The sequence below is a fragment of the Pseudomonas sp. FH4 genome, assembly GCF_000510915.2.
Classification (GTDB): Bacteria; Pseudomonadota; Gammaproteobacteria; order Pseudomonadales; family Pseudomonadaceae; genus Aquipseudomonas; species Aquipseudomonas brenneri.
On record NZ_AOHN01000007.1, the window covers coordinates 312,182 to 337,273 of the forward strand.

The window sequence follows — 25,092 nt, forward strand, 5'->3', positions numbered from 1 at the left end:
CCCCGGTTACTTAACGTTTTGCTGGAAGCCTCAACCTACGCGGTAGTTCGGCGCTTCCTTGGTGATCTGCACGTCGTGGACATGGGATTCAGCCATGCCGGCGCCGGTGATCCGTACGAACTCGGGCTTGGTGCGCATTTCTTCGATGTCGGCGCTGCCGGTGTAGCCCATCGAGGAACGCAAGCCGCCCATCAGTTGATGGATGATGGCGCTCAGGGTGCCCTTGTACGGCACACGGCCTTCGATGCCTTCCGGTACGAGCTTCTCGGCGCCTGCCGAGGAATCCTGGAAGTAACGGTCGGACGAGCCTTGGGCCTGGGACATGGCGCCCAGCGAACCCATGCCGCGGTAAGCCTTGTACGAACGGCCCTGGAACAGTTCGATCTCGCCCGGCGCTTCTTCGGTACCGGCGAACATCGAACCCATCATCACGCAGGAAGCACCGGCAACGATGGCCTTGGACAGGTCACCGGAGAAACGGATGCCGCCGTCGGCGATCAACGGTACGCCAGTGCCTTCAAGGGCAGCGGCGACATTGGCGATGGCGCTGATTTGCGGCACGCCTACACCTGCGACGATACGCGTGGTGCAGATCGAGCCAGGGCCGATACCGACCTTGACTGCGTCAGCGCCGGCTTCGGCCAGGGCCTTGGCGGCAGCGCCGGTGGCGATGTTGCCGCCGATCACCTGCACGTCAGGGAAGTTCTGCTTGACCCAGCGTACGCGGTCGATCACGCCTTTGGAGTGACCGTGGGCAGTGTCGACCACCACCACGTCAACACCGGCAGCGACCAGGGCCGCAACGCGGTCGCCGGTGTCTTTACCGGTACCAACGGCAGCGCCCACGCGCAGACGACCTTGATCGTCCTTGCTGGCCAGCGGGTAGGCCTTGGCTTTTTCGATGTCGTTGACGGTCATCATGCCCTTGAGGGCGAATTTGTCGTCGACGATCAGCACGCGCTCGATGCGGTGCTTGTGCAGCAGTTCACGCACATCGTTCTTGTCGGCGCCTTCCTTGACCGTGACCAGGCGCTCTTTGGGCGTCATCACTTCGCGGACGGTGACTTCAAGACGGTTTTCGAAACGCACGTCACGGGAAGTGACGATGCCAACCAGGTCGCCATCGTGCAGCACAGGAACACCGGAGATGTTGTGCAGGCGGGTCAGGTCGAACAAGTCACGCACGGTGGCGTCGGCTTCGATGGTGATCGGATCTTTCACCACACCGGCTTCGTAACGCTTGACCTTGCGCACTTCGGCAGCTTGCTGCTCGATGGTCATGTTCTTGTGGATGATGCCGATGCCGCCTTCCTGAGCCATGGCGATTGCCAAACGGGCTTCGGTGACGGTGTCCATGGCAGCGGAAACCAGGGGAATATTCAGCTCGATGCCACGGGTTAGGCGGGTCTTGAGACTGACTTCGTTAGGAAGCACCTCGGAATAACCGGGCACTAGGAGAATGTCGTCGAATGTCAGAGCTTCTTGGCTGATACGCAGCATCGCGGGGGCTCCCGAGCGGGAAAATGGAAGCGCGCCATTATATACATGCACCCTGCCAGGCTCAATGTAAAACTCTGACAAACTTGGTAATACTGATAGATGGATAAACCACGCGGCTTTTCTGTAGGAGCGAGCTTGCTCGCGAAGAACGCCAGGGCGCCGCGTTACAAACAGACCGCCCGCATTATCGTTGACGATTTTCGCGAGCAAGCTCGCTCCTACAGTTCGACTTTGACCCAGCTGATTTTCTGGTCGAGCCAGTCGGCAAACTCGTCGATAAAGCTCTGCTTGAACCCCGCCTCCGCCCAGTTGTTGAAGATGAAGCCCAGGTTGGAGAAACCACACTCCTGCAGGAACAGGAAACCGTTGATGTCGTCCTCATGCCCACACAACGGGCAGGTGAAGTTATCGGTATGGCCGGGCATCCAGTCTTCCAGGCTTTCGAACAGTGCCTCGCCAACTTCCTTGCGGCACTCCGGGCAGCCGGCTTCTTCGAGAAAACCCTTGGCCGGGGTATAGATGCAGCGTTTGTAGATGATTTCCAGCCCGTTGACCGGCTCGTTGAACGGCAGCGCCTCGGGGTGCAGCACCACGGCACGCGCACCGTCGGCCAAGGCATAACCCATGCGGTTACCGGTACGGCCACAGGTGCTCAACTCTTCCTTGATGATGTTCTTGCGCACCAGCCAGCGCACGATGGCCCGGGCGCGGGGTTCGTGGACGGGCAAGGTGGAGATTTTCGGGACAAGGATGCTTTGGGAATTCATGGGAGTCCTGCGGTGTGGCGTCTGGCGCCTTCGCGAGCAAGCCCGCTCCCACATTCGACTGCATTCCTACAGGAATGTGGGAGCGGGCTTGCTCGCGAAGAGGCCCTGAAGGCTGGCAGCTTAATCCCTGCCCCACACAGGTCAAGTACTCAAGTACCGCCCAATCAAAGCTATGCCACTGGCCAGCACCAACCACGTCACCAGCCGCACAAACGCCTCGCGGGACATGCGCAGGGTCAACCGGCGCCCAAGCCACAGCCCCAAGGCCATCGCTGGCAGCAAACACACCGCCAACATCAGCAACGGCAATTCGGCATACACCCCGGCGATCAAAAACAAACTCAGGCGCACCACGGTGCTGGCGCTGATCAATGCACTTTGGGTCGCCCGGGCCGGGTCCTTGGGCAAACGGCTGTTGAGGTAGATCGCATATAAAAAGCCACCGCTACCAAACAAGGCCCCAAACAATCCACCCACCACCCCCATCGGCACCGCCCAGCCGGCAGCCAGGGCGGTGGGCTTGGCCTTTATCGCCAGGCTGTAGATGGCGTAGGTGCTGATAAACACGCCCATCAACAGCAACAACAGGTCCGAATGCAGGTTGAGCAAAAAGATCACGCCGAGGGTGCAGCCAATCGCCATGCACGGTAGCAACCGCAACAGCTCCGGCTTGACCACCTCCCGCCGCGATTGCAGAAGGTTGCCGAAGGCCGCGACAAAATCCAGCAACACCAGCAACGGGATGATCTTCGACAGCGGCATGAACACAATCAGGATCGGCCCGGCCACCAGCGCCGTGCCGAAGCCGGCGATGCCAAACACGATATAGGCCAGGGCAATCCCCAGGCCGATCACCAGCCAGTCAACACTGCTAAAAGACCACTGACTCATCAGTTCAACCAGGCTCATGACGTATTCCTTGTTCGAGATGGCCATCACTTTAGCCAAAGCGCTGGGTTGCGACTAATATCTTCAAAGCCCTCCACCTATCTCGAAAAGGCATGACTCGTGATTTCCACCCGGCAACTGCGTTATTTCGTTGAAATCGCTGAAAGCGGCAGCTTCAGCGCCGCCGCCGAGCGCCTGTTTGTCGCGCAATCGGCCCTCAGCCGACAGATCAAGGAGCTGGAAAACCTCCTGCAAACCCCGCTGTTCGAGCGCACCGCCCGCCAACCGAGGCTGACAGCCGCAGGCGAAGCGTTTTATCCACGAGCACGCAACCTGCTGGGCGAGTTGCACAAGGCCAGCGAGCTGGCGACCCAAGTGGGCCACGGCCAGCTTGGCACCCTGCGCCTGAGCCACTCCAGCACCGTGCCGATGAGCGGGCGCGTGCTGCGTGGGATCAGCGCCTGGCTGGAACAGTGCCCCGGTGTGTCGATGGATATCGTCAAGCTGTCCTCTGAGGCGCAGCTGGAAGACATTGCCGATGGGCGGCTGGAGGTTGGCCTGCTGCGCTTGCCGGTGCTGCGCCAGCGCGAAGGGGTACACATCATGCCTTTATATAAGGAGCCGCTGTTGCTGGCAGTCCCGCCCGCTCATCCTTTGACCCGACACTCATCGGCCATTGAACTGGCGCAATTGAAGGACGAGGCCTTTATCTCGATCCCGCATCCGCAACGCGGTGGCCTGAGCTATCTGTCAGCAGAGTTGTGCATGCGTGCCGGATTTTTCCCCAAGGCCGCGCGGGTGATGTCGCGCAAAACCACCCAGTTGCAATTGATTCAGGCCGGGTTTGGCATTGCCCTGCTGCCCGAGTCGATGCGCGACATAGCTCCAGCCAGCATTCACTTCCTACCCCTGGCCGACCCCGATTGCCACAGCACCGTGGCCCTGGCCTGCGCGCAGGCGCCGAGCGCGTTGGTTGCGCAGTTCTGTCAAACACTGGGCGAATGCCTATAAACTGCCGCCCATGACTAAAGATCTCCTCCCATGATTAAAGACCCGTTTGCCCGCCTGGGCCTGGACCGCGAAGTCCTGACTGTCAGCCAGCTCAACGGCCGTGCGCGGGTGTTGCTCGAAGACGTGTTCACCAATATCTGGGTCGAAGGCGAGATCTCCAACCTCGCCCGCCCGGCCTCCGGTCATGTGTACTTCACCCTCAAGGACAGCGGCGCGCAGGTGCGTTGCGCGCTGTTTCGCAATAACGCCGCGCGGGTACGCCAGGCGCTCAAGGATGGCCTGGCGGTCAAGGTGCGCGGCAAGGTCTCGCTGTTCGAGGGCCGTGGCGACTACCAATTGATCCTCGACACCGTGGAGCCGGCCGGCGACGGTGCGCTGCGCCTGGCCTTCGATGCGCTGAAGGAAAAGCTCAGCGCCGAAGGCCTGTTCAGTGCCGAGCGCAAGGTGCCGCTGCCGGCCCATCCGCGACGGATCGGCATTATCAGCTCACCGACCGGCGCGGTTATTCGCGACATCATCAGCGTGTTCCAGCGCCGTGCACCGAACGTACAACTGACCCTGATCCCCACCGCCGTGCAAGGCCGTGAAGCCGTCGCGCAGATTGTCCGCGCCCTCAAACTGGCGGATGCCCGTGGTTTTGATGCGCTGATCCTGGCCCGTGGTGGCGGCTCACTGGAAGACCTCTGGTGTTTCAACGAAGAAGCCGTGGCACGTGCCATTGATGCTTGCGTAACGCCCATCGTCAGTGCGGTCGGCCATGAGACCGATGTGTCCATCAGTGACTTCGTGGCCGACGTGCGCGCACCAACGCCCTCCGCCGCCGCCGAATTGCTGGCGCCGGACTCCAGCAACCTGGTGCGCCAGGTCGATAGCCTGCACCGGCGCCTGGTGATGCTGATGCGCAATCGCCTGGTCCATGACCGCCTGCGCCTGGAAGGCATGGCCCGGCGCCTGCGCCATCCCGGCGAGCGTTTGCGCCAGCAGGCACAGCGCCTGGACGACCTGGATATGCGCCTGCGTCGGGCTTTCGAGCGCAATCTCAACACCCGGCGCGAACGCCTGATCCGCCTGGAAACCCGCCTGGCCGGCCAGCATCCGGGGCGGCAACTGGCGCTGCTGCGCCAGCGCCTGGACAGTCTCGCCGAACGCCTGCCGCGGGCCATGCGCGAAGGCCTCAAGGCCCGGCGCCTGCAACTGCAAAGCCAGGTGCAAACCCTGCACGTCGTCAGCCCGCTGGCGACCCTGGGGCGCGGCTACAGCATTTTGCTGGATGAGCGCGGCCAAGCCATTCGCGATGCTGCGCAAACCCATACCGGTCAGCGCCTTACTGCGCGCCTCGGCGAAGGCCAGTTGCAGGTGCGGGTGGAAGACAACCACCTCACCCCTGTCACCCTCTCTTTACTGGATTGATTCATGCTGCGTATTTCAAGTTTGCTGATGCTGCTGTGCCTGACCTTCACCGCCCATGCCGACAGCTACATCACCCGCGTGCTGAACAAACCGGTGCCGGGTGGCGTGGCAGTGGTCGAACTGGGCGCTGCGGCCACACCACCGAAAGCGACCTATCAGGGCAAACCGGTGCTGGTGGTCAAGGAACAGGACAATTGGCTGGCCATCGTCGGCATCCCGCTGACCATCAAGCCGGGCAACCACCAGATCAGCAGCGGCGGGCGCAACCTGCCGTTCATCGTCGGCTTCAAGAAATACCCGGAGCAACGCATCACCCTGAAGAACAAAAGCCAGGTAAACCCAGCGCCCGCACAACTCAAGCGCATCGAAAGCGAATTGGCTGTGCAGATCAAGGCCTACCGCACCTTCAGCCCGAATATCCCGAGCAACCTGGTGCTGGACAAGCCGGTGAACGGGCCGCTGTCGAGCAAGTTCGGGGTACGCCGGTTCTTCAATGGCGAGGAGCGCAACCCGCATTCCGGCCTGGACTTTGCGGTGCCCGCAGGCACGCCGATCAAGACCCCGGCCAACGGCAAGGTGATCCTGATCGGCAACTACTTCTTTAACGGCAATACCGTGTTTGTCGACCATGGCCAGGGCTTTATCAGCATGTTCTGCCATATGTCGACGATTGATGTGAAGGTGGGCCAGCCATTGGTACGTGGGGCCGTGGTCGGCAAAGTCGGTTCGACGGGCCGAGCAACCGGGCCGCATATGCATTGGAATGTCAGCCTCAATGACGCTCGGGTCGACCCAGCGATTTTTATCGGGGCCTTCCAGCCTTAAACACCTGACCTCACATACTGCAAAACATGCCGCTTGCATTAAGCGGCAGACCTCTACGCAGCAACCTGCCCCCCTCTCAACGATGACTGCTCCGAATTCGGTGCAGTGCTCGGCCATGCTCTTACATTTTTTAAGGAACCCCCAGGGGTTGACTCATCACCCACTCCTCGAATTCCAGGGAAGACAACCTGCGCGCAAGGACACCTAAAGCAAGCCTTTTGGAGTTCCTTTGATGACTATCTCTGCACCTCAATCCATCGCGCCCCAACCGTTTCTTGCCCCGACCCCCTCTGAAGAATCACCGCCGGCTCACCAGGCCAGCGATCCGGGCATCCCATCCGCAGTTACCAAGAGCCGCTCCTCCGTTAGGGGTCTGGACAATCTGTCAGTCAAGTCATCGGGCATAAGACCCGCTACCGCCCTGCGTAGCCCACTCTCGGACCACTTCAAGGTCGGCGACCAACAGTTACTGAGCGAACAGTACGCCACACTCGCGAACAACATGGCCGCACTGCAAGATCAACAACCCGGCTTCGCACATTTCCTGCAGGCACGGATAGCGCAAGCGTTTCCCAAACTGGCCCCTGTCGACCCGGACAAAATTTCCTTCAACCGATACCGTGGCAATACGTTGCTATCTTCAGAGCCCCTCATGAAGGCCCTCGGCAGGGCAATCAGGGAGATTCATGCCAATCCGGCCGAACGGTTTATCGAAGAGCCGGACGTCAGGGTCCAATTCACGACCCAGCCCACCGCCACCGATACCCTCCAGGCCTCAGACTCACTGCACACCCTCGCCCGAGCTATTGCCAATGACTTTCCACGGGCACTCCTGGAATACTGGACAACACCCGGCCCGCCCAAAAGCCCACACTCGCCCCTGGAACAACTGCTGTGGATGCACAAGCAACAACTGTCGACCCTGGCAGCCCTGCGTGTGATGGACGGTACACTGAGCCCGGCGAGTAAACAGTTGGTCGACAGCGCATTGCGCTACCCCACACTCGAAGAACGGGAAAGCAACCTGCCCACCGGAACAAGACCCGGCGTGTACCCCATCACCATTGATGATGGCAGCGAACACGGAGCGGCCTTCGCCGGTGCATTCATGATCACCAGCAACGATGGGTCATCGGCTGACACTCTGACATCACCGGGGAGCAACCGGGCAATCACGCTCAACGAGCAGAACGGTCCCGTGGTGCTCTATACGCCCAGCGAAGGTTTCGAGGAGTTCGCAACGCCAGCACTGCTACGCCAAGCCTTGGTGCAACGACTTGACAGTGGCGGCCCCGGCGCCGAACTGCTGAGGCAAAGCCTGCCGCTGCCGGTGCAAAACCGCGCCTCACCGCCGACGGGAGATGATCTGATGCTCGGGGCCACCCCCCTGGCGGGGGATGTGCTGGCCGAAGGGATACCTTTGCTGCTCAAGCGCCAGGCGGCTGAAGTCGACACTGTCCTGACCAAGACCTTTACGTCTGACAACCCACCGGCCACCAACCCGTTACAGGATCCGAAGTTGATGGATGCCTTGGATGAAGCCGCAGACTGGTCAGCCCAAGTCGACGGCACCAACGCGATGCTCGTGCGGAACGAAAAGCTCGCCGAAAAAAAACAGCCGGACTGGTTGAGGAACCTCAGCCCCGCGCAAGAAACAATCTTTAATCACTTGGAAAGCAAAGAAGAAAAGAGTACCGCCAAACTTGCCTCTCTCATGGAAAAGATTCCAAGCCTGTCGAGCTTCTCCAGAACAAAAATGAATGGCGCCATCAAAGACGCCTACCCTCTGACAAATATGGATGCCGACCAATTGAAGGTAAAGGTGGTCACCCAAACACGTTTCCACCTCGGTCGTTCAGGTATTCCACAGCAACCCTCAACCACGACGACCTACCTGTCATTGAGCGACCTGGCCCTGAAGAACCCAACCCACTGGGAAACAGGCGAGAGCAACAAGCACACCAAAACCACCATGACTCTTCCGCTGCTGGACACCCAGGGCTCCCCCATCCTGGATAGTCAGGGGCTACCGGTCATTCTCGATATGCAACAACTCAAGACCCTGCTCAACGACGCAGATGTAGGCGGCGAATACACCAAGCTACTTGAGGGGCGCATGGCGACCGATGCAGAGTCCGGCCCCGCCGCAGACTTGCGCAATGCCTGGAAAGCCAACCACTCGGAGTTGATGGAGAAAGAAGCCTTCCTGGCGCAACTCAACCCTGATGGGTTCCAGGCTAAAGCCACCACGGATACCACCTCGAAGCGGGGTATGCAGTGGATTCAAACGATCCTTGATTATCCAGCCCCGACCAATCGCCCTCAGGTGGACGGGCAAAACATTGTCGCCAATACCCTGGCCCAACTTGGCCAGCCTGTGCGTGGCACGATGGTCATCGGCAACAACACCGATTCATCCCTGGTGCTCTACACACCGGGGGCTCCTGATGGGTTGTCGTTCCGTGAGTTGCCCAACCTGGAGGCTTTGACGACGCTGTTGGATAAGAAAGAATGGAAGGCCTACACCGCCAGCAGGAAATCACCGATAGAAAAAAACGACTTCGAAAAAACCACGGAGTCGATAAAAAAGTTCTCCCAGAGTCTTGGTTCCGATTTCGTCGAACTAGCCCATGCGACCGGCAATATTGGCAAGCGTCACGCTGGCCTCGCCACCCTTACGCCGATACCTACGAATATCCACGATGAGATGTACAGCCAACTGTCACGCTTGCTGATCGACAAAGCCGACTTTCAATCAACCAGCAGCGCAGAAGTGGCCACCCAATCGACACGTAACAAAATTATGTTTGGCATCGAAGTAGCTACGATTTTCCTGGACTTGCTCCCGGTTATCGGCCGCGGCGTTTCTACCGTGGTCAAGTTCGGCAATCGGTTAGTCAAGGCCGCGCTGAAAACCATACGGACCCATGCCTGGCAATTGCCCGGCGGACTATTGAACAAAGGTGTCCGGGCCCAACTTTACGCGGACTTTACCACCCACGCCTCAGGCCTTCCCCACGCACCGAGCGCCCCCTTGCGCCCAGTCTTCAGCACGGTCTCAGCGCCAACTGTACGGGCACCGTCGACCAGATCGCTATCGATACCAGGAGAGTTTGCGCCCAAGCCACCTATCCCTCCCGTCGTCCCTTCAACGAGCGTGGGCATCCGGTTTTCCCAGGTTCTGCCCGACGCTCCCACCGCTATCCCCATGCGAGACCTCAGCGCCTACAGCGTCCCCGAAGAAGTCCTCAAGGACATCCAACCCAGAGCCGACGGCATTTATCAGGCCGGCGAAAACTGGTACATCCGCTTCACCGACAGCACTGGAATCAACAAGCCTTATCAAATTGATTCAGCGTTCAAGGCCAGATATGGCCAGGTGAATATTGTTGACCCCAATGCACCGCTGGATGCGCCGAAAACCATCAGAAATGTGGCGTTCATGCAATCGACAGAGAGCGGGGAATGGCGGTTGAGTCAATTGCCGGGAGGAAACAGGCGAAAACATGCACCACCACTTGATGAGTATATGGACCGCGTGATCAAGGGCGTTGCAGCCGGTGACTTTAATGGAAACCCCGCTGTTACCGGACAACTGCGGCGCTGGTTCAGGCGAGACATGGATGAGTTTTACGCCAGCCAGGCCTCGGGCCAGATGCCTGTACGCCCTCTGCTTCAACCACTGGGCGCCAGTGACACACCCAAGAGCGTCATCCAGAGCACGCTGTCACAACCTGGCGTCAGGGGGCTGGTGTTCGGCGAAGTCCATGACGAACCGGTCGGTTTTCAGTTCCTGATCGATCAGATGCAGCACTTCAAAAATAACGGCGTCACTGTCATTTATCTGGAAAATGCGCCATTTCTGCAAGGCGCTCCCGGTTTTGGCTCCGGAGCCTATACCCCCGCTGATGCCGTGTACGCCTGGCCGCGATCTTATGAGCAGGCCTATACACCGAACAGCCCAACGTTCGCAGATGTCATCAAGGCCGCCGAGGCCCACGATATCAAGGTCATCGGCCTTGAACATCGTGAGTTGACCATGCATACAGACAACCTCAAATCCAGGATAAACAATGTACGTTTCACCGATGACCGTCTGGCAGAGTTCAACTATGCCGCCACGCAAATCATCAAGCAGACCCCGACTGGAGAAAAGTTCGTGGCACTGCTCGGTAAAGCGCATATCAACACTTATGACAATATTCCGGGTGTCTCTGAGTTGACGGGAGGCGTGGGAATTTCTCTCTCCCCGTCCATCAAAGGTACGACGAGCACAGTCAGCCACCCGCCCCATACCCCGCCGCCGCCACTGAAGATCATACGAGGCACCAGCATGCCGGAGCCTGTGGGAGATATTCATATCGACTACAACATCGACAAACTGACGCTCTAGCCGAAGACCGTCGTATTGGCAACGACCATGGGGTTTGAAAATCTCATGGTCTGCCGCCAAACCGATTGCGCACCTTAGAAATACAAAGCAATAAAAACAAACAAAGCAAAATATTCACACAATAAAATCTCGCTTATTTCATAAACGATGGAGTTTATCTCAATTTTTCCCAGCTGCTTGCCATCCTCCCTTCCCGCGGTTAGGGTTAAACCCATGAAAACCTCTCATACCCTCATTCAGCTTCGTCAGCACCGCAGCCTGTGCCTTGTCAGCGCACGACTGCCAGGCTGAATCGATCTGCCTCGTCCCCGATTTGCATCCCTAATAAACGCTTTCTGGCAGGCCGCCTCTTTTCGGCCCTACAACAAGGATTCTTCTGATGAGCATGCTCAAAGACCCGTCTTCGAAATACCGCGCATTCCCGACCATTGATATCCCGGACCGCACCTGGCCGTCGAAGACCATCACCAGCGCGCCAATCTGGTGCAGCTCCGACTTGCGTGATGGCAACCAGTCGCTGATCGAGCCCATGGATGCGGTGAAGAAACTGCGCTTCTGGAAAACCCTGGTCGCCGTCGGTGTGAAGGAAATCGAAGCCTCGTTCCCAGCCGCATCGCAAACCGACTTCGACTTCGTGCGCACCCTGATCGAAGACAACCACATCCCCGAGGACACCACCATCCAGGTGCTGACCCAGGGCCGTGAAGACTTGATCGCGCGTACGTTCGAATCCCTGCGCGGTGCCAAAAAGGCCATCGTGCATTTGTACAACGCCACCTCGCCGTCCTTCCGTCGTATCGTGTTCAACCAGGACAAGGACGGGATCAAGGCCATCGCGGTTGACGCCGCCAAGCTGTTCGTCAAGTACGCCGCCCAGCAGCCGGAAACCCAGTGGACCTTCGAGTACTCGCCAGAGACCTTCAGCGCCACTGAGCTTGAGTTCGCCAAGGAAGTGTGTGACGCGGTGATCGAGGTGTGGAACCCGACGCCCGAGCACAAGATGATCCTCAACCTGCCGGCCACCGTGGAATGCGCCACGCCGAACATCTATGCCGACCAGATCGAATGGTTCGGTCGCCATATCAACCGTCGTGACAGCGTGATCATCAGCCTGCACACCCACAACGACCGTGGCACTGGCGTCGCCGCCACCGAGCTGGGCCTGATGGCGGGTGCCGATCGTGTCGAAGGCTGCCTGTTCGGCAACGGCGAGCGTACGGGTAACGTCGATCTCGTCACCGTGGCGCTGAACCTCTACACCCAGGGCGTAAACCCTGAGCTGGACTTCTCCGACATCGACGGCGTGCGCAAAGTGGTCGAGGAGTGCAACCAGATCCCGGTACACCCACGTCACCCGTATGTTGGCGACCTGGTCCACACCGCATTCTCCGGCTCCCACCAGGACGCGATCCGCAAGGGCTTCGCCCAGCAGAAACCGGATACCTTGTGGGAAGTGCCGTACCTGCCAATCGACCCGGCCGACATTGGCCGCAGCTACGAGGCGGTGATCCGCGTCAATAGCCAGTCGGGCAAGGGCGGTATCGCTTACCTGCTGGAACAGGAATATGGCATCAGCTTGCCACGCCGCATGCAGATCGAGTTCAGCCAGGTGGTACAGGCCGAAACCGACCGCGTAGGCCTGGAGATGACTGCCTCGCAGATCCACGCGCTGTTGCAGCGTGAATACCTGCAAGCCAATACCCCGTACGCGCTGGTCAGCCACCGCTTGCAGGAAGAAAACGGCAACAGCTCGGTAGAAGTTGAAGTCTCCGGCAAGGGCCAGGGCGAAACCAACCTGCGCTGGCACGGCAAGGGCAACGGCGCGCTGGAAGCGCTGGTAGCCGGCCTGCCGATTGGTGTCGAGATCATGGACTATAACGAACATGCAATCGGCGCGGGGACTAACGCCAAGGCCGCGGCCTACATCGAGCTGCGCGTGAATGGCGAGCGTCCGGTGCATGGCGTGGGGATCGATGAAAACATCACCACGGCCAGCTTCAAGGCGGTGTTCAGCGCGCTGAACCGCTCGTTGAGCCAGTTGGAAGCGAAAGCGGCGTAACAGCCTGCCGCAATGCAAAAGGCCCCTGGGTGAGAACCCAGGGGCCTTTTACTTTGGAGTGGTGGTGATGCTGATGGCCTCATCGCGGGCAAGCCCGCTCCTACAGGGGAATGCATTCCAAATGTGGGAGCGGGCTTGCCCGCGATAGCTATCTCCCATACACCAAAGATTTATCAGACAAACTGAAAGGCATCGGCATCCAGATTCGCCGGAAACTTCTGGCGATACTCCGCTAACTGCGCCGCCTCCAGGCACACCTGAAACACCCCGTCCGCCTCCCCTGCGCTCAACAGGCTTTCACCCTGAAAGTCCAGGACCTGGCTGTCGCCCGTGTAGGCAAAACCCTTGCCGTCGGTGCCTACCCGGTTCACCGCCGCCACATAGCACAGATTCTCGATAGCCCGGGCCGGTAACAGGCGGTTCCAGTGCTGGCGCCGGGCGCCCGGCCAGTTCGCGGTGTACAGCAGCAGGTCGGTGTCCTGGGCATCACGGCTCCACACCGGGAAGCGCAGGTCGTAGCAGATCAGCGGGCGAACTCGCCAGCCCTTGAGTTCGAACTGCACCTGACGCTCGCCAGGGGTGTAGTGATTGTGCTCGCCCGCCATGCGAAACAGGTGGCGCTTGTCGTAGTGCAGCACCTCACCATCGGGCCGCGCCCACAACAAGCGATTACGGTGGCTGCCATCAGCGGCCTGGATAATCACACTGCCGGTGATCACCGCGTTGTACTTCTGCGCCTGGGCCTTGAGCCACTCATGGGTCGGGCCGTTTTCGGCTTCGGCCAGCAATTGGGACTCCATGGAAAAACCAGTGGTGAACATTTCCGGCAGCACGATCAAGTCGGCGCCCCTGGCCTGCTCCAGCAGCAACTCGAAATGCTCCAGGTTGGCCTGGCGGTCATGCCAGGCAAGGGTGGTCTGTACCAGGGCGATGTTCAGGTCGGGTAACGCACTCAGATCACGCATAGTTTCTCGGCTGCTTGGCGCAGCGTCTCCTCGCGTTTGGCAAAGCACAGGCGCACCAGGCGCTGGCCCTGGGGTGGGTTCTGGTAGAACACCGAGACCGGAATCGTCGCCACGCCATGCTCGCGGGTCATCCATAGCGACATGGCCACGTCGTCCAGGTCCGGGCGAATCTGTGAGTAATCCACCAGTTGAAAGTAAGTACCGGTCACCCGCGTGAAACTGAAACGCGAGGGCGCCAACAAATCACAGAACAGGTCGCGCTTGGCCTGGTAAAAGGCCGGTAGTTCTTCGACGTGCTCCGGGTGCTCGGCCATAAAATCGGCCAGGGCGTACTGCAACGGCGTCACCCCGCAGAAGCTGACGTATTGATGCACCTTGCGCAACTCCGCGCTCAAAGCTGCTGGTGCGACGACATAGCCGGTCTTCCAGCCAGTGACGTGATAGGTCTTGCCGAAGGAGCTGACCACGAACGCTCGCTGATACAACTCTTCGTGGGCCAGAACGCTGACGTGGGGCACGCCATCAAATACCAGGTGTTCGTAGACCTCATCGCTGACCAGATAGATATCGCGGTCGCGAATCAGCTCGGCCAGTTGGTCCAGCTCCGCACGGCTGATCAGGGCGCCGCTGGGGTTGTGCGGGGTATTGAGGATGATCATGCGTGTGCGCGGTGACAGCACAGCCTTGATCTGCTCGAAGTCCAGGCTGAAGTCCTCCTGCCCCAATTGCACATGTACGCAACGCCCACCGGCCAACTCCACCGCTGGCTCGTAGCTGTCGTAGCACGGATCGAAGACGATGACTTCATCACCACTGCGGATCACCGCCTGGATCGCACAGAAGATCGCCTGGGTGGCGCCGGGGGTGATGGTCACTTCGCTGTCGGGATCGACCTGCACGCCATAGCTGCGGGCGATCTTGGCCGCCACTTGCTGGCGCAGGGCCGGCAAGCCGGTCATCGGCGCGTATTGGTTGTGGCCACTGGCAACGTGCTTGCCCACCGCATCGAGCAAGGCCTGGGGGCCGTTGAAATCGGGGAAGCCCTGGGACAGATTCAGCGCACCGGTTTGCGCAGCGAGTTGCGACATGGTGGTGAAGATGGTGGTGCCGACGTTCGGCAGCTTGCTGGTGATCATTCGGTGGGCCCCTGACGGTGAGTTACAAGTTGTAAGCTGCAAGCGCCGAGGGGTCAATCGTGAGGCACAAAAAAGGGCTCATTCAGAGCCCCTTCTTGGGTAACGCCTATCTTATGTAGAAGCTGGCAAGCCGACTCCTACAGGGATCAGCGGCGGTCTTTACGCTTTTTGTCAGCCTTCTTGTTGTGGCTCATCAAGCGACGTTTCTTGTTCACTTGGCGATCAGTCAGGCTGTTCTTGTTGCCTTCGTACGGGTTATCGCCACCTTTGAACTCGATGCGGATCGGCGTACCGACCAGCTTCAAGACACGGCGGTAGGTGTTTTCCAGGTAACGCACGTAGGACTTTGGCACCTTCTCGATCTGGTTACCGTGGATCACGATAATCGGCGGGTTGGCACCACCCAAGTGGGCATAACGCAGTTTGATCCGGCGGTTGTTGACCATCGGCGGCGCGTGCTCGCCAACTGCATCCTCAAGGATCTGGGTCAGGCGGTTGGTTGGCCAGCGGGTAACCGCGGACTTGAACGAGTTCTGTACCGACGCGTAGAGGTTGCCCACACCGGTGCCGTGCAGCGCCGAGATGAAGTGGATATCGGCGAAGTCGACGAAGAACAACCGGCGCTGCAACTCGACTTTGACGAAGTCACGCTCGCTCGGGGTCATGCCGTCCCATTTGTTGATCGCGATCACCAATGCCCGACCGGCCTCCAGGGCAAAGCCCAGCAGGTTGAGGTCGTGGTCGACCACGCCTTCGCGGGCGTCCATGACGAAGATCACCACGTTGGCGTCTTTGATCGCCTGCAGGGTTTTGACCACCGAGAACTTTTCGACTTCCTCGTGGATCTTGCCGCGCTTGCGCACACCGGCGGTGTCGATCAGCGTGTACTTCTCGTCGTTACGCTCGAACGGGATGTAGATGCTGTCACGGGTCGTGCCTGGCTGGTCATAGACGATGACCCGGTCTTCACCGAGCATGCGGTTGACCAGGGTCGACTTGCCGACGTTCGGACGGCCAATGATAGCGATCTTGATGCCGTCTTTTTCGCTTGGGCCAGGAATGCGCTTGGCTTCCTCACCTTCGGCAACGACTTCTTCTTCGCCTTCAACTTCTTCGTCGTCATCCTTGGGGAAGTCGCGCAGGGCGATTTCCAGCATCTGGGTGATGCCGCGACCGTGGGCACCGGCGACCGGGATCGCGTCGCCCAGGCCCATCGGGCTGAATTCGGCTCGGGCCGCCTCAGGATCGATGTTGTCGATCTTGTTGGCGATCAGATAGGAACGCTTGTTGCGCTTGCGCAGGTGCTCGCCAATCATCTGGTCGGCAGCGGTGTAGCCCGCGCGGGCATCCACCAGGAACAACACGACATCGGCTTCTTCGATGGCCAGCAGCGACTGCTCGGCCATTTTTTCGTCCATGCCATGCTCGTCACCGGAGATACCACCGGTGTCGACAATAATGTAGGAGCGCCCTTGCCACTTTGCCTCACCGTATTGGCGATCACGGGTCAGACCGGACAAGTCGCCGACGATGGCGTCGCGAGTCCTGGTCAGGCGGTTGAACAAGGTGGACTTGCCGACGTTAGGTCGGCCCACCAGGGCGATTACGGGAACCATGCGGCTCTCCACTGCGTTATTTCAGAAAATACAAAAGCCGCTGCAAGGCAGCGGCTGGTGCTCGGGGCGGCATTTGAAATGCCACATGCCCTGCACAACACTGATCACTGTAGGAGCGAGCTTGCTCGCGAAGAACGTTAACGATAACGCGTTTAACCTGATTAAACGCGTGCTCCTCAGGTCCTTCGCGAGCAAGCTCGCTCCTACAAAAAGCAAAAAGCGTTGTAGCAGGGCCGCCTGGGGGTTACCCCAAGCATAGTTCTTACTTGATGGTCAGGGCTTCCAGCTTGCCGCTGTTACCAAACACATAAAGCATGTTGCCTACTACCAGCGGACGCGCACGCAGGCCGTCGCTGTCGATACGTTCACGGCCGACAAAGCGACCATCCACCTGGCTCAGCAAGTGCAGGTAACCTTCCAGGTCGCCTACCGCTACATAGCTGGAGAACACTTCCGGAGCCGACAGTTGACGACGAGCCAGCGAGTCGTTGCTCCACAGGGCTGTGGTGGAACGCTCATCGACGCTTTCAACGGTACCGGATGCCAGGCTCACGTAGACGCTGCCAAACCCTTGGGCGACACCGGCGTAGCTGGAAGCATCACGCTGCCAGAGGACGCGGCCGCTTTGCAGGTCCAGCGCCGCAACACGGCCCTGGTAAGTGGCGACGTACAGGGTTTCACCCGACAGCAGCAAGCCGCCGTCGATGTCCACGACACGGTCCAACTCGGAACGACCTTGCGGAATGGCGACCCGCGATTCCCAGGCCGGCACGCCGTTCTGGGTATCCAGGGCGACCACTTTACCGGTCGAAAGGCCAGCCAGCGCCAGGTTATTGGTCACAACCGGACCACTGGTACCGCGCAACGTCAACACCGCAGGGGTGCTGTCGTACAGCCAGCGCTGCTCACCGGTGTTGGCATCAAGGCCGATAACACGGTCATCCTGGGTCTGCACCACGACGATATCGCCGTTGGTGGCAGGCGGTGCGAGGACTTCACTGGTCACGCGAGCGCGCCATTTCTCTTCACCGTTGCTCGAATCCAGGGCCACGACTTCGCCCTTGAGCGTGCCGATCATCACCATGCCGTAACCCACGCCGACGGCGCCGGAAACAGGCAGTTCGAGATCCTTCTTCCACTTGACGTCGCCGTTCATGCGATCCATGGAGATCACAACACCCGTCACGTCAGCGGCCACAATGTTGTCACCGTCAATTGCCGGTACCAACATGTTGTAGGTGTCGCCCTGACCGTCACCGATGGAGCGGCTCCACTGCTTTTGCAGGACCACTTCTTCCTTGAAGCTGGTCAGCTCGGCCGGAGGCAGTTCTTTTTTGCTGTTGCTGCTGCAACCCGCGGCCAAAACGGCCAGAGCCAGCAATGCTGCATGTTTCCAACGGATCACGTCACGCATCCCCTTTGGCCAGGTCGTCCAGCTTGATTTGTAAGCCACCGACCGCTGCTTCATCAGACAGCGCAGCCTTGGCTTTTTGGTACGCAGCATTGGCTTCGTCGGTACGACCCAATTGGACCAGCAGGTCGCCCTTGAGCTCTTCGCGAGTGGCTACAAATGCCTTGTCAGCATCGCCGTCGAGCAGTTTCAGTGCTTCGTCGGCCTTGTTCTGTGCAGCCAGGACCTGGGCCAGGCGCTGACGTGCGATTTCACCCAGGGTCGGGTTGTTCGGCTTGTCGGCGACGGCTTTGAGCTCGGAAGCTGCGTCATCCAGCTTGCCGGTATCGACCGCAACTTTCGCGACGAACAGGCTGCCGTATTGGGCGTAGGTGCTACCGCCAAATTCTTTTTTCAGCTTGCCGGCCAGGTCCGCCACTTGGGCAGGGTCAGGCTTGCCAGTGGGCGTCAGCGTGGTTTCCAGCAGTTGCTGATAGAGCATCGAGGCGCCTTGCGACTGATTGCCCTGATATTTCTGGAACGCCTGCCAGCCAAACACCACTACCAGCGCCAGCAGGCCGCCAGTGACCAGGGGTTTGCCGTTACGCTGCCACCAGTCTTTGAACTCGGCCAGATGCTCATCTTCAGTACTCGACACCCCAATACTCCTTAATCGCTAAATTCGGCTGTTTGACAGCTTCAACCCTGCACGATGCAGGTGGCCAAGTGCGCTGCTAGCGCATCAAAGGCAATGCTTTGTTGTTCGCCCTGGCCACGCAGGGGTTTGACACTTACCACTTGCTGGGCCAGTTCATCATCACCCAGGATCAGCGCGTACAACGCACCGCTCTTGTCGGCTTTCTTGAATTGGCTCTTGAAGCTGCCGGCGCCGGCATTGACCTGCAGGCGCAGGCTCGGCAGTTGGTCGCGTAATTGCTCGCTCAAGGCCAGGCCAGCCAGTTCGGCCGCCTCGCCAAAGGCGCACAGGTACACGTCCACCTGACGGGAAATTTCTTCGGGGATCTGCTCCAGGGTTTCCAGCAGCAGGATCAGGCGCTCGATGCCCATGGCAAAGCCCACGCCCGTGGTCGGCTTGCCGCCCATCTGCTCGACCAGGCCGTCATAGCGACCACCGGCACACACGGTGCCCTGGGCGCCGAGCTTGTCGGTGACCCATTCGAATACGGTCTTGCTGTAGTAATCGAGGCCACGCACCAACTTGGGGTTGATGACGTAGGGAATACCGGCCGCATCCAGGCGAGCCTTGAGGCCCTCGAAATGCGTGCGGGATTCATCGTCCAGGTAGTCGGCCATTTTCGGCGCGTCGACCAGGATGGCCTGGGTGTCGGCGTTCTTGGTATCCAGGACGCGCAACGGGTTGGTCTTCAGGCGGCGCTGGCTGTCTTCGTCGAGCTTGTCCAGGTGCGCGGACAGGAACTCGACCAGGGCTTCGCGGTAGCGGCCACGGGATTCGCTGGTGCCCAGGCTGTTGAGTTCAAGCTTGACCGCGTCGCGGATACCCAACTGGCCCCACAGGCGCCAGGTCAGCACGATCAGTTCGGCGTCGATGTCCGGACCATCGAGGTTGAACACTTCGCAACCGATCTGGTGAAACTGGCGATAACGGCCTTTCTGCGGGCGTTCGTGGCGGAACATCGGGCCGATGTACCACAGCTTCTGAGTCTGGCCACCACCGGTGATGCCATGCTCAAGCACGGCGCGCACGCACGCGGCGGTACCTTCCGGACGCAGGGTCAGGGAGTCGCCGTTGCGGTCTTCGAAGGTGTACATCTCTTTTTCGACGATGTCGGTCACTTCACCGATGGAACGCTTGAACAGCTCGGTGAATTCGACAATCGGCATGCGGATCTGCTTGTAACCGTAGTTATCCAGCAGGCGCGCGACCGTGCTCTCGAAATAGCGCCACAGGGGCGTCTGTTCGGGCAGGATGTCGTTCATGCCACGGATGGCTTGCAGAGACTTGCTCACATCAAATCCTTAAATTCGTTCAATCAGCCGCGAGCGATCAGCGCTGCGTCTGCGGCGACCTTCTCGGCCGCTTTGTCGCGGATCAGCTTTTCCAGCTGATCCACCAGATTGTCATTTGTCAGCTTCTGCGACGGCTTGCCGTCGATGTAAATCAGGTTCGGGGTACCGCCGGTCAGGCCCACATGTGCCTCTTTGGCCTCACCTGGCCCGTTGACCACGCAACCGATGACTGCGACATCCAGCGGCACCAGCAGGTCTTCCAGGCGTACTTCCAACTCGTTCATGGTTTTCACCACGTCGAAGTTCTGCCGCGAGCAGCTCGGGCAGGCAATAAAATTGATGCCACGGGAGCGTAGATGCAGGGATTTGAGAATGTCGTAGCCGACTTTCACTTCCTCTACCGGGTCCGCCGCCAGGGAGATGCGAATGGTATCGCCAATCCCGTCGGCCAGCAGCATACCGAGACCTACCGCAGATTTCACTGTGCCTGAACGCAAACCACCGGCTTCGGTGATGCCCAGGTGCAACGGCTGCACGATTTCCTTGGCCAGCAGGCGGTAGGCTTCTACCGCCATGAACACATCGGAAGCCTTTACGCTGACCTTGAAGTCCTGGAAATTCAGGCGTTCGAGGTGCTCGACGTGGCGCAGTGCCGACTCAACCAGGGCCGCCGGAGTAGGCTCGCCATATTTCTTTTGCAGGTCTTTTTCCAGGGAGCCGGCGTTGACGCCGATACGAATCGGGATCCCGCGATCACGGGCAGCATCGACCACGGCACGCACCCGGTCTTCGCGACCGATGTTGCCCGGGTTGATCCGCAGGCAGTCGACGCCCAGTTCGGCCACGCGCAGAGCGATCTTGTAGTCGAAGTGAATGTCGGCGACCAACGGCACCTTGACCAGTTGCTTGATGCGGCCGAAGGCTTCGGCGGCGTCCATATCCGGCACGGAAACCCGCACGATATCGACGCCCGCAGCTTCCAGGCGGTTGATCTGGGCCACGGTGGCAGCCACATCATTGGTGTCGCTGTTGGTCATGCTCTGTACGGCGATGGGGGCATCGCCACCCACCGGCACCGAGCCGACCCAGATCTTGCGCGATACGCGACGTTTGATTGGAGATTCGCCGTGCATGACTATTGTCCCAACTTCAGGCGAGCGGTCTCGCCACTGGTGAACGGCGCCACGTCCACAGGCTGGCCGTTGTAGGCCACTTGCGCGCCACGGGCAAAGCCCAGACGCAGCGTCAAAGGAGGCTTGCCGACCTGATCAAGCGTATCTCCCTTACGCTTCAAAGCACTGAACAGGACTTTGCCATTGCCATCGGTGACTTGTGTCCAGCAGTCAGCGACGTAGGTAATCTGGAGACGGCCATCGCCCGCCACGCTGACTGGCGCCAGGGAAGCAGGTGCGGCAGCCGTTGGCGCAACAGGTGCGATCGGCGCCGGTACTACAGGCACCTGGGCCACGGTGGCCGGGGTTGCAGGTAAGGCAGGAGTCGGTACAACGGCAGCTGGGGCCGCTTCACTGACGCCTTCGGCAGGCGGCTGGCCTGCTTGCAGGTCAAGACTGGTTTCGGGCGCGGTCTGGCCCTGGACTACTGCCTGGTCTTCAGGCTCGTCCAGAGGATGAATCTGAGTGGTGCCGTCGGCGCTCTCGACTTCGACGTGCTCCAAGGCGTTGCTGATCAGGTCCTTGCTGCGCAGGGTCGTCTGGTCCTGCCACCAGATAAAACCACCACCGATCACGGCAATCAGCAGCAACAGGCTGACAATTCGCAGAATAGTGTGGGAAACCCGCACCGGCTCTTCGATGCGACCGAGACCGTGGACATTGCTACCCTGGGAGTCGGTACCGGTGAACTGGTCGAATTGCTGGACCAGAATGGCCTGGTCGGTGCCCAGCAGCTTGGCGTAGGCACGGATATAACCGCGGGCGAAGGTATGCCCGGGCAGTTTGTCGAACGCGCCGTTTTCCAGGTTGCCCAGGGAAGAGGTGGTCAAATTGAGCTTGAGGGCCACTTCTTCCAGCGACCAACCATTGCTTTCGCGGGCCTGACGCAAGGTCTCGCCTGGGTTTACGCGATTAGCGGCTACAACTTCCGGGTGCGCGGCTTTCATCATTGCTCCGACAGGTATTGCTGATATTCCGGCGTACCGGGATAGAGTCGTTCTAATTGCTGGCTAAAACGTGTGGCCTTGTCGCGTTCTTCATGAACCGTGGCCAGGCGCACACCAAGCAATAGACTACGTGCATTTTGCCCGCTGAGCAGGCTAAAACGCTCGTAATAGTCACGTGCCGGCACATAATGCCTGTCTTCAAACGACAACTGGGCCATTTCGAGCAAGGCCCGTGGCTGGCGCTGGTTCAGGTGCAGGGCCTTTTCCAGTTGCCGGCGGGCGCTTTCACGCTGGCCAAGGCGCACGGACGTCACCCCCAGGTTCTCGAAAACCCGCGAACGTTCAGGATATAGGGTATCAGTGGCTGCCTGCTGGAAATAACCGGCCGCTTGCTCATAACGTTCCTGCTGGTACAGGAAACTGCCGTAGTTATTGAGCAGACGCGGATCATGGGGGCGAACGGCCAGGGCTTTCTGGAAATACTGATCGGCCAGCTCAGGCTCGGCCTGGGCCTGGAACACCAGGGCCAGCGCCGCATTGGCGTCGGCATCCTGGTTGTCGAGGGCCAGGGCCTTTTGCAGCGGCACCTTGGCCTGTTCGCTCAACCCCTGGCGCAGGTAACCCAACCCCAACTGCACATAGGCAGCACGCGCTTCGTCACGGCCCTTGCCGGTTTGCAGCGGGCTGTCAGAGCCCGATGAAACACAGCCAACCGAGAGGCTGGCAACAAGCAAAAGCAGCGCAAGGCGCAAGGGCATAGAGATCCTCTCTCAGATTCGATTCACAGCAATCTGCGGCAAATCGTCGGCGGCGTTCAGTTCACGCACGGCGATATAACGCTCGCTGCGACGGGTGCGGTCCAGCACCTGTCCGACCAATTGGCCACAGGCGGCGTCGATGTCTTCACCACGGGTGGTGCGTACGGTGACGTTGTAGCCGGCCTGGTGCAGTTGATCCTGGAAACGGCGGATGGCGTTGTTGCTCGGCCGCTCGTAGCCAGAATGGGGAAACGGGTTGAACGGGATCAGGTTGATCTTGCACGGCGTGTTCTTGAGCAACTCGATCATCTCGACGGCGTGTTCGACCTTGTCGTTGATGTCCTTGAGCATGGTGTACTCAATGGTCAGTACGCGCTTCTCACCCAAGGTCGCCATATAACGCTGGCAAGATTCGAGCAGCATCTTAAGCGGATACTTCTTGTTGATCGGCACCAATTGGTTACGCAATGCGTCATTGGGTGCGTGCAGCGACAACGCCAGGGAGACGTCGATGTGCTTGGCCAGCTCATCGATCATCGGTACCACGCCGGAGGTCGACAGGGTCACACGGCGCTTGGAGATGCCGTAGCCCAGGTCGTCCATCATCAAATGCATGGCCGCAATCACGTTGTCGAAGTTCAGCAGCGGCTCACCCATGCCCATCATCACCACGTTGGTGATGGCACGGTCGACGGTCGCCGGGACGCTGCCAAAGGATTTGTTGGCAATCCACACCTGGCCGATCACTTCGGCGGCGGTGAGGTTGCTATTGAAGCCTTGCTTGCCGGTGGAGCAGAAACTGCAGTCCAGGGCACAGCCTGCCTGGGACGAAACGCACAAAGTGCCGCGCTTGCCCTGGGGAATGTAGACGGTCTCGACGCAACTGCCGGACGCCACGCGTACCACCCACTTACGGGTGCCGTCGCTGGAGATGTCCTCGCTGACCACTTCGGGACCACGGACCTCGGCAATCGCCTTGAGCTTGTCGCGCAGGGCCTTGCTGACGTTCGTCATGGCGTCGAAATCGTCGACGCCAAAGTGGTGAATCCACTTCATTACCTGACCGGCACGGAAACGCTTCTCCCCGATTGAGTCGAAGAATTTTTCCATTTCCTGTTGAGTCAGACCCAGCAGGTTGGTTTTTACAGTCGATGTAGTCATGGATTCACCTTCACTCTTAAGCCAATGCTTAGCGAGTGGTTACTTCGGTAGCTGCGAAGAAGTACGAAATTTCGCGAGCAGCAGCGGCTTCGGAGTCCGAACCGTGTACAGCGTTGGCGTCGATGGAGTCAGCGAAATCAGCACGGATGGTGCCGGCAGCCGCTTCTTTAGGGTTGGTAGCGCCCATCAGCTCACGGTTCAGAGCGATAGCGTTTTCGCCTTCCAGAACCTGTACAACAACAGGACCGGAGATCATGAAGGCAACCAGGTCGCCGAAGAAACCACGAGCGCTGTGCTCAGCGTAGAAGCCTTCAGCTTCAGCCTTGGACAGTTGCTTGAGTTTCGAAGCTACAACCTTCAGGCCGGCTTTTTCGAAACGAGTGGTGATCTCGCCGATGACGTTTTTTGCAACAGCGTCAGGCTTGATGATGGAGAAAGTACGTTGAACAGCCATGGTGTAACTCCAGAAACGGTAATTTGCGAAAAATTAAACCCGCGAATTATACGCGGGTTCTTGGGTATTGCCTAACTGCGTGAGGGAGGCTTCAGTCCTGTTCTTCTTTCCAGGCAGTCTGGATCGCTTCAAGAACCTTTTCACCGCCGCGATCCCGCTCGTCTTCGAACCCTGGCAAGGCCATGACCATGTCACGCAAAGCTACAAAGTTCACCGAATAGGGATCCATATCCGGATAGCCGTCGGCCAGCAGAATAGCGATCTCTTGCACATCAACCCATTTAAGACTCATGACACTTCCTTGAATCAATGCGGCGCTTCGGCCGCATGGTTGAGCGAATACTTCGGAATTTCAACGGTGAGGTCTTCAGTCCCCACCTTTGCCTGACAACTCAGGCGCGACGTCGGCTCCAGGCCCCACGCCCTATCAAGATAGTCCTCTTCCAGCTCATCGGCCTCTTCGAGGCTATTGAAACCTTCGCGGATAATGCAGTGACAGGTGGTACAGGCATTAACGCCACCACAAGCACTCTCGATCTCGATGTGGTTGTCGTGGGCAACTTCGAGAAGGGACTTGCCGGTCTCAGCCTCCACGACCATACCGTCCGGGCAATGCTCGGTGTGTGGCAGAAAAATGACCTGCGGCATCAG

Annotated in this window: 21 protein-coding genes; 5 read left to right on the forward strand and 16 right to left on the reverse strand. The window is 59.3% G+C overall.

Annotation, left to right across the window (positions count from 1 at the left end):
• Positions 1–30: 30 nt before the first annotated feature.
• From guaB to H097_RS06260, 3 genes are all read right to left on the reverse strand, one after another.
• Positions 31–1,500, reverse strand: a complete 1,470-nt coding sequence (gene guaB, locus H097_RS06250) for an IMP dehydrogenase (protein WP_003209646.1) — start codon at positions 1,498–1,500, stop codon at positions 31–33.
• Positions 1,501–1,718: 218 nt separating this feature from the next.
• A complete protein-coding gene (locus H097_RS06255) occupies positions 1,719–2,267 on the reverse strand; it encodes a hypothetical protein (protein ID WP_032858283.1) in 549 nt (182 codons plus the stop codon).
• A 141-nt stretch (positions 2,268–2,408) separates the two neighbouring features.
• Entirely contained in the window at positions 2,409–3,176 is a 768-nt protein-coding gene (locus H097_RS06260) for a sulfite exporter TauE/SafE family protein (protein WP_032858284.1), read from the reverse strand.
• 99 nt (positions 3,177–3,275) lie between these two features.
• Between H097_RS06260 and H097_RS06265 the strand changes: the two genes are divergently transcribed.
• From H097_RS06265 to leuA, 5 genes are all read left to right on the forward strand, one after another.
• Entirely contained in the window at positions 3,276–4,166 is an 891-nt protein-coding gene (locus H097_RS06265) for a LysR family transcriptional regulator (protein WP_032858285.1), read from the forward strand.
• Between the two features lie 30 nt (positions 4,167–4,196).
• A complete protein-coding gene (gene xseA / locus H097_RS06270; RefSeq protein ID WP_032858286.1) occupies positions 4,197–5,576 on the forward strand; it encodes an exodeoxyribonuclease VII large subunit in 1,380 nt (459 codons plus the stop codon).
• A gap of 3 nt (positions 5,577–5,579) precedes the next feature.
• A complete protein-coding gene (locus H097_RS06275) occupies positions 5,580–6,401 on the forward strand; it encodes a peptidoglycan DD-metalloendopeptidase family protein (RefSeq protein WP_032858287.1) in 822 nt (273 codons plus the stop codon).
• Positions 6,402–6,633: 232 nt separating this feature from the next.
• On the forward strand, positions 6,634–10,794 hold the full coding sequence (locus H097_RS06280) for a membrane-targeted effector domain-containing toxin (RefSeq protein ID WP_050593311.1): 4,161 nt from the start codon (positions 6,634–6,636) through the stop codon (positions 10,792–10,794).
• A gap of 379 nt (positions 10,795–11,173) precedes the next feature.
• A complete protein-coding gene (gene leuA / locus H097_RS06285; protein ID WP_032858288.1) occupies positions 11,174–12,853 on the forward strand; it encodes a 2-isopropylmalate synthase in 1,680 nt (559 codons plus the stop codon).
• A gap of 173 nt (positions 12,854–13,026) precedes the next feature.
• Here leuA and H097_RS06290 read toward each other — a convergent pair whose 3' ends face one another.
• From H097_RS06290 to fdx, 13 genes are all read right to left on the reverse strand, one after another.
• Positions 13,027–13,818 carry an amidohydrolase gene (locus H097_RS06290; protein ID WP_032858289.1) on the reverse strand — a complete coding sequence of 264 codons (792 nt, stop codon included), beginning with the start codon at positions 13,816–13,818 and terminating at the stop codon, positions 13,027–13,029.
• Positions 13,806–14,954 (reverse strand): pyridoxal phosphate-dependent aminotransferase, encoded by a 1,149-nt coding sequence (locus tag H097_RS06295; protein ID WP_032858291.1) that lies wholly within the window; start codon positions 14,952–14,954, stop codon positions 13,806–13,808. The genes H097_RS06290 and H097_RS06295 overlap by 13 nt, the downstream gene beginning before the upstream one ends.
• A 146-nt stretch (positions 14,955–15,100) precedes the next feature.
• Positions 15,101–16,570: a ribosome biogenesis GTPase Der gene (der, locus tag H097_RS06300; RefSeq protein ID WP_032858292.1), complete on the reverse strand. Its 1,470-nt coding sequence runs from the start codon at positions 16,568–16,570 to the stop codon at positions 15,101–15,103.
• Between the two features lie 262 nt (positions 16,571–16,832).
• Positions 16,833–17,984: an outer membrane protein assembly factor BamB gene (gene bamB, locus H097_RS06305; RefSeq protein ID WP_032858293.1), complete on the reverse strand. Its 1,152-nt coding sequence runs from the start codon at positions 17,982–17,984 to the stop codon at positions 16,833–16,835.
• Positions 17,977–18,618, reverse strand: a complete 642-nt coding sequence (locus tag H097_RS06310; protein ID WP_032858295.1) for a tetratricopeptide repeat protein — start codon at positions 18,616–18,618, stop codon at positions 17,977–17,979. The genes bamB and H097_RS06310 overlap by 8 nt, the downstream gene beginning before the upstream one ends.
• A gap of 41 nt (positions 18,619–18,659) precedes the next feature.
• Positions 18,660–19,949 (reverse strand): histidine--tRNA ligase, encoded by a 1,290-nt coding sequence (hisS, locus tag H097_RS06315; RefSeq protein ID WP_032858296.1) that lies wholly within the window; start codon positions 19,947–19,949, stop codon positions 18,660–18,662.
• Between the two features lie 23 nt (positions 19,950–19,972).
• Positions 19,973–21,082, reverse strand: coding sequence for a flavodoxin-dependent (E)-4-hydroxy-3-methylbut-2-enyl-diphosphate synthase (gene ispG / locus H097_RS06320; RefSeq protein ID WP_029298540.1), 1,110 nt, complete (start codon positions 21,080–21,082; stop codon positions 19,973–19,975).
• A gap of 2 nt (positions 21,083–21,084) precedes the next feature.
• Entirely contained in the window at positions 21,085–22,068 is a 984-nt protein-coding gene (locus H097_RS06325) for a RodZ family helix-turn-helix domain-containing protein (RefSeq protein ID WP_032858298.1), read from the reverse strand.
• A complete protein-coding gene (gene pilW, locus H097_RS06330; RefSeq protein ID WP_032858299.1) occupies positions 22,068–22,826 on the reverse strand; it encodes a type IV pilus biogenesis/stability protein PilW in 759 nt (252 codons plus the stop codon). Before pilW ends, H097_RS06325 begins: the two co-directional genes overlap by 1 nt.
• A 12-nt stretch (positions 22,827–22,838) precedes the next feature.
• Positions 22,839–23,987: a 23S rRNA (adenine(2503)-C(2))-methyltransferase RlmN gene (gene rlmN / locus H097_RS06335; RefSeq protein ID WP_029298546.1), complete on the reverse strand. Its 1,149-nt coding sequence runs from the start codon at positions 23,985–23,987 to the stop codon at positions 22,839–22,841.
• Positions 23,988–24,015: 28 nt separating this feature from the next.
• Positions 24,016–24,441 carry a nucleoside-diphosphate kinase gene (gene ndk, locus H097_RS06340; protein WP_017846179.1) on the reverse strand — a complete coding sequence of 142 codons (426 nt, stop codon included), beginning with the start codon at positions 24,439–24,441 and terminating at the stop codon, positions 24,016–24,018.
• A gap of 91 nt (positions 24,442–24,532) precedes the next feature.
• Positions 24,533–24,733, reverse strand: coding sequence for a Fe-S cluster assembly protein IscX (gene iscX, locus H097_RS06345; RefSeq protein ID WP_032858302.1), 201 nt, complete (start codon positions 24,731–24,733; stop codon positions 24,533–24,535).
• A gap of 14 nt (positions 24,734–24,747) precedes the next feature.
• Positions 24,748–25,089, reverse strand: a complete 342-nt coding sequence (gene fdx / locus H097_RS06350; protein WP_032858304.1) for an ISC system 2Fe-2S type ferredoxin — start codon at positions 25,087–25,089, stop codon at positions 24,748–24,750.
• Between the last annotated feature and the right edge of the window lie 3 nt (positions 25,090–25,092).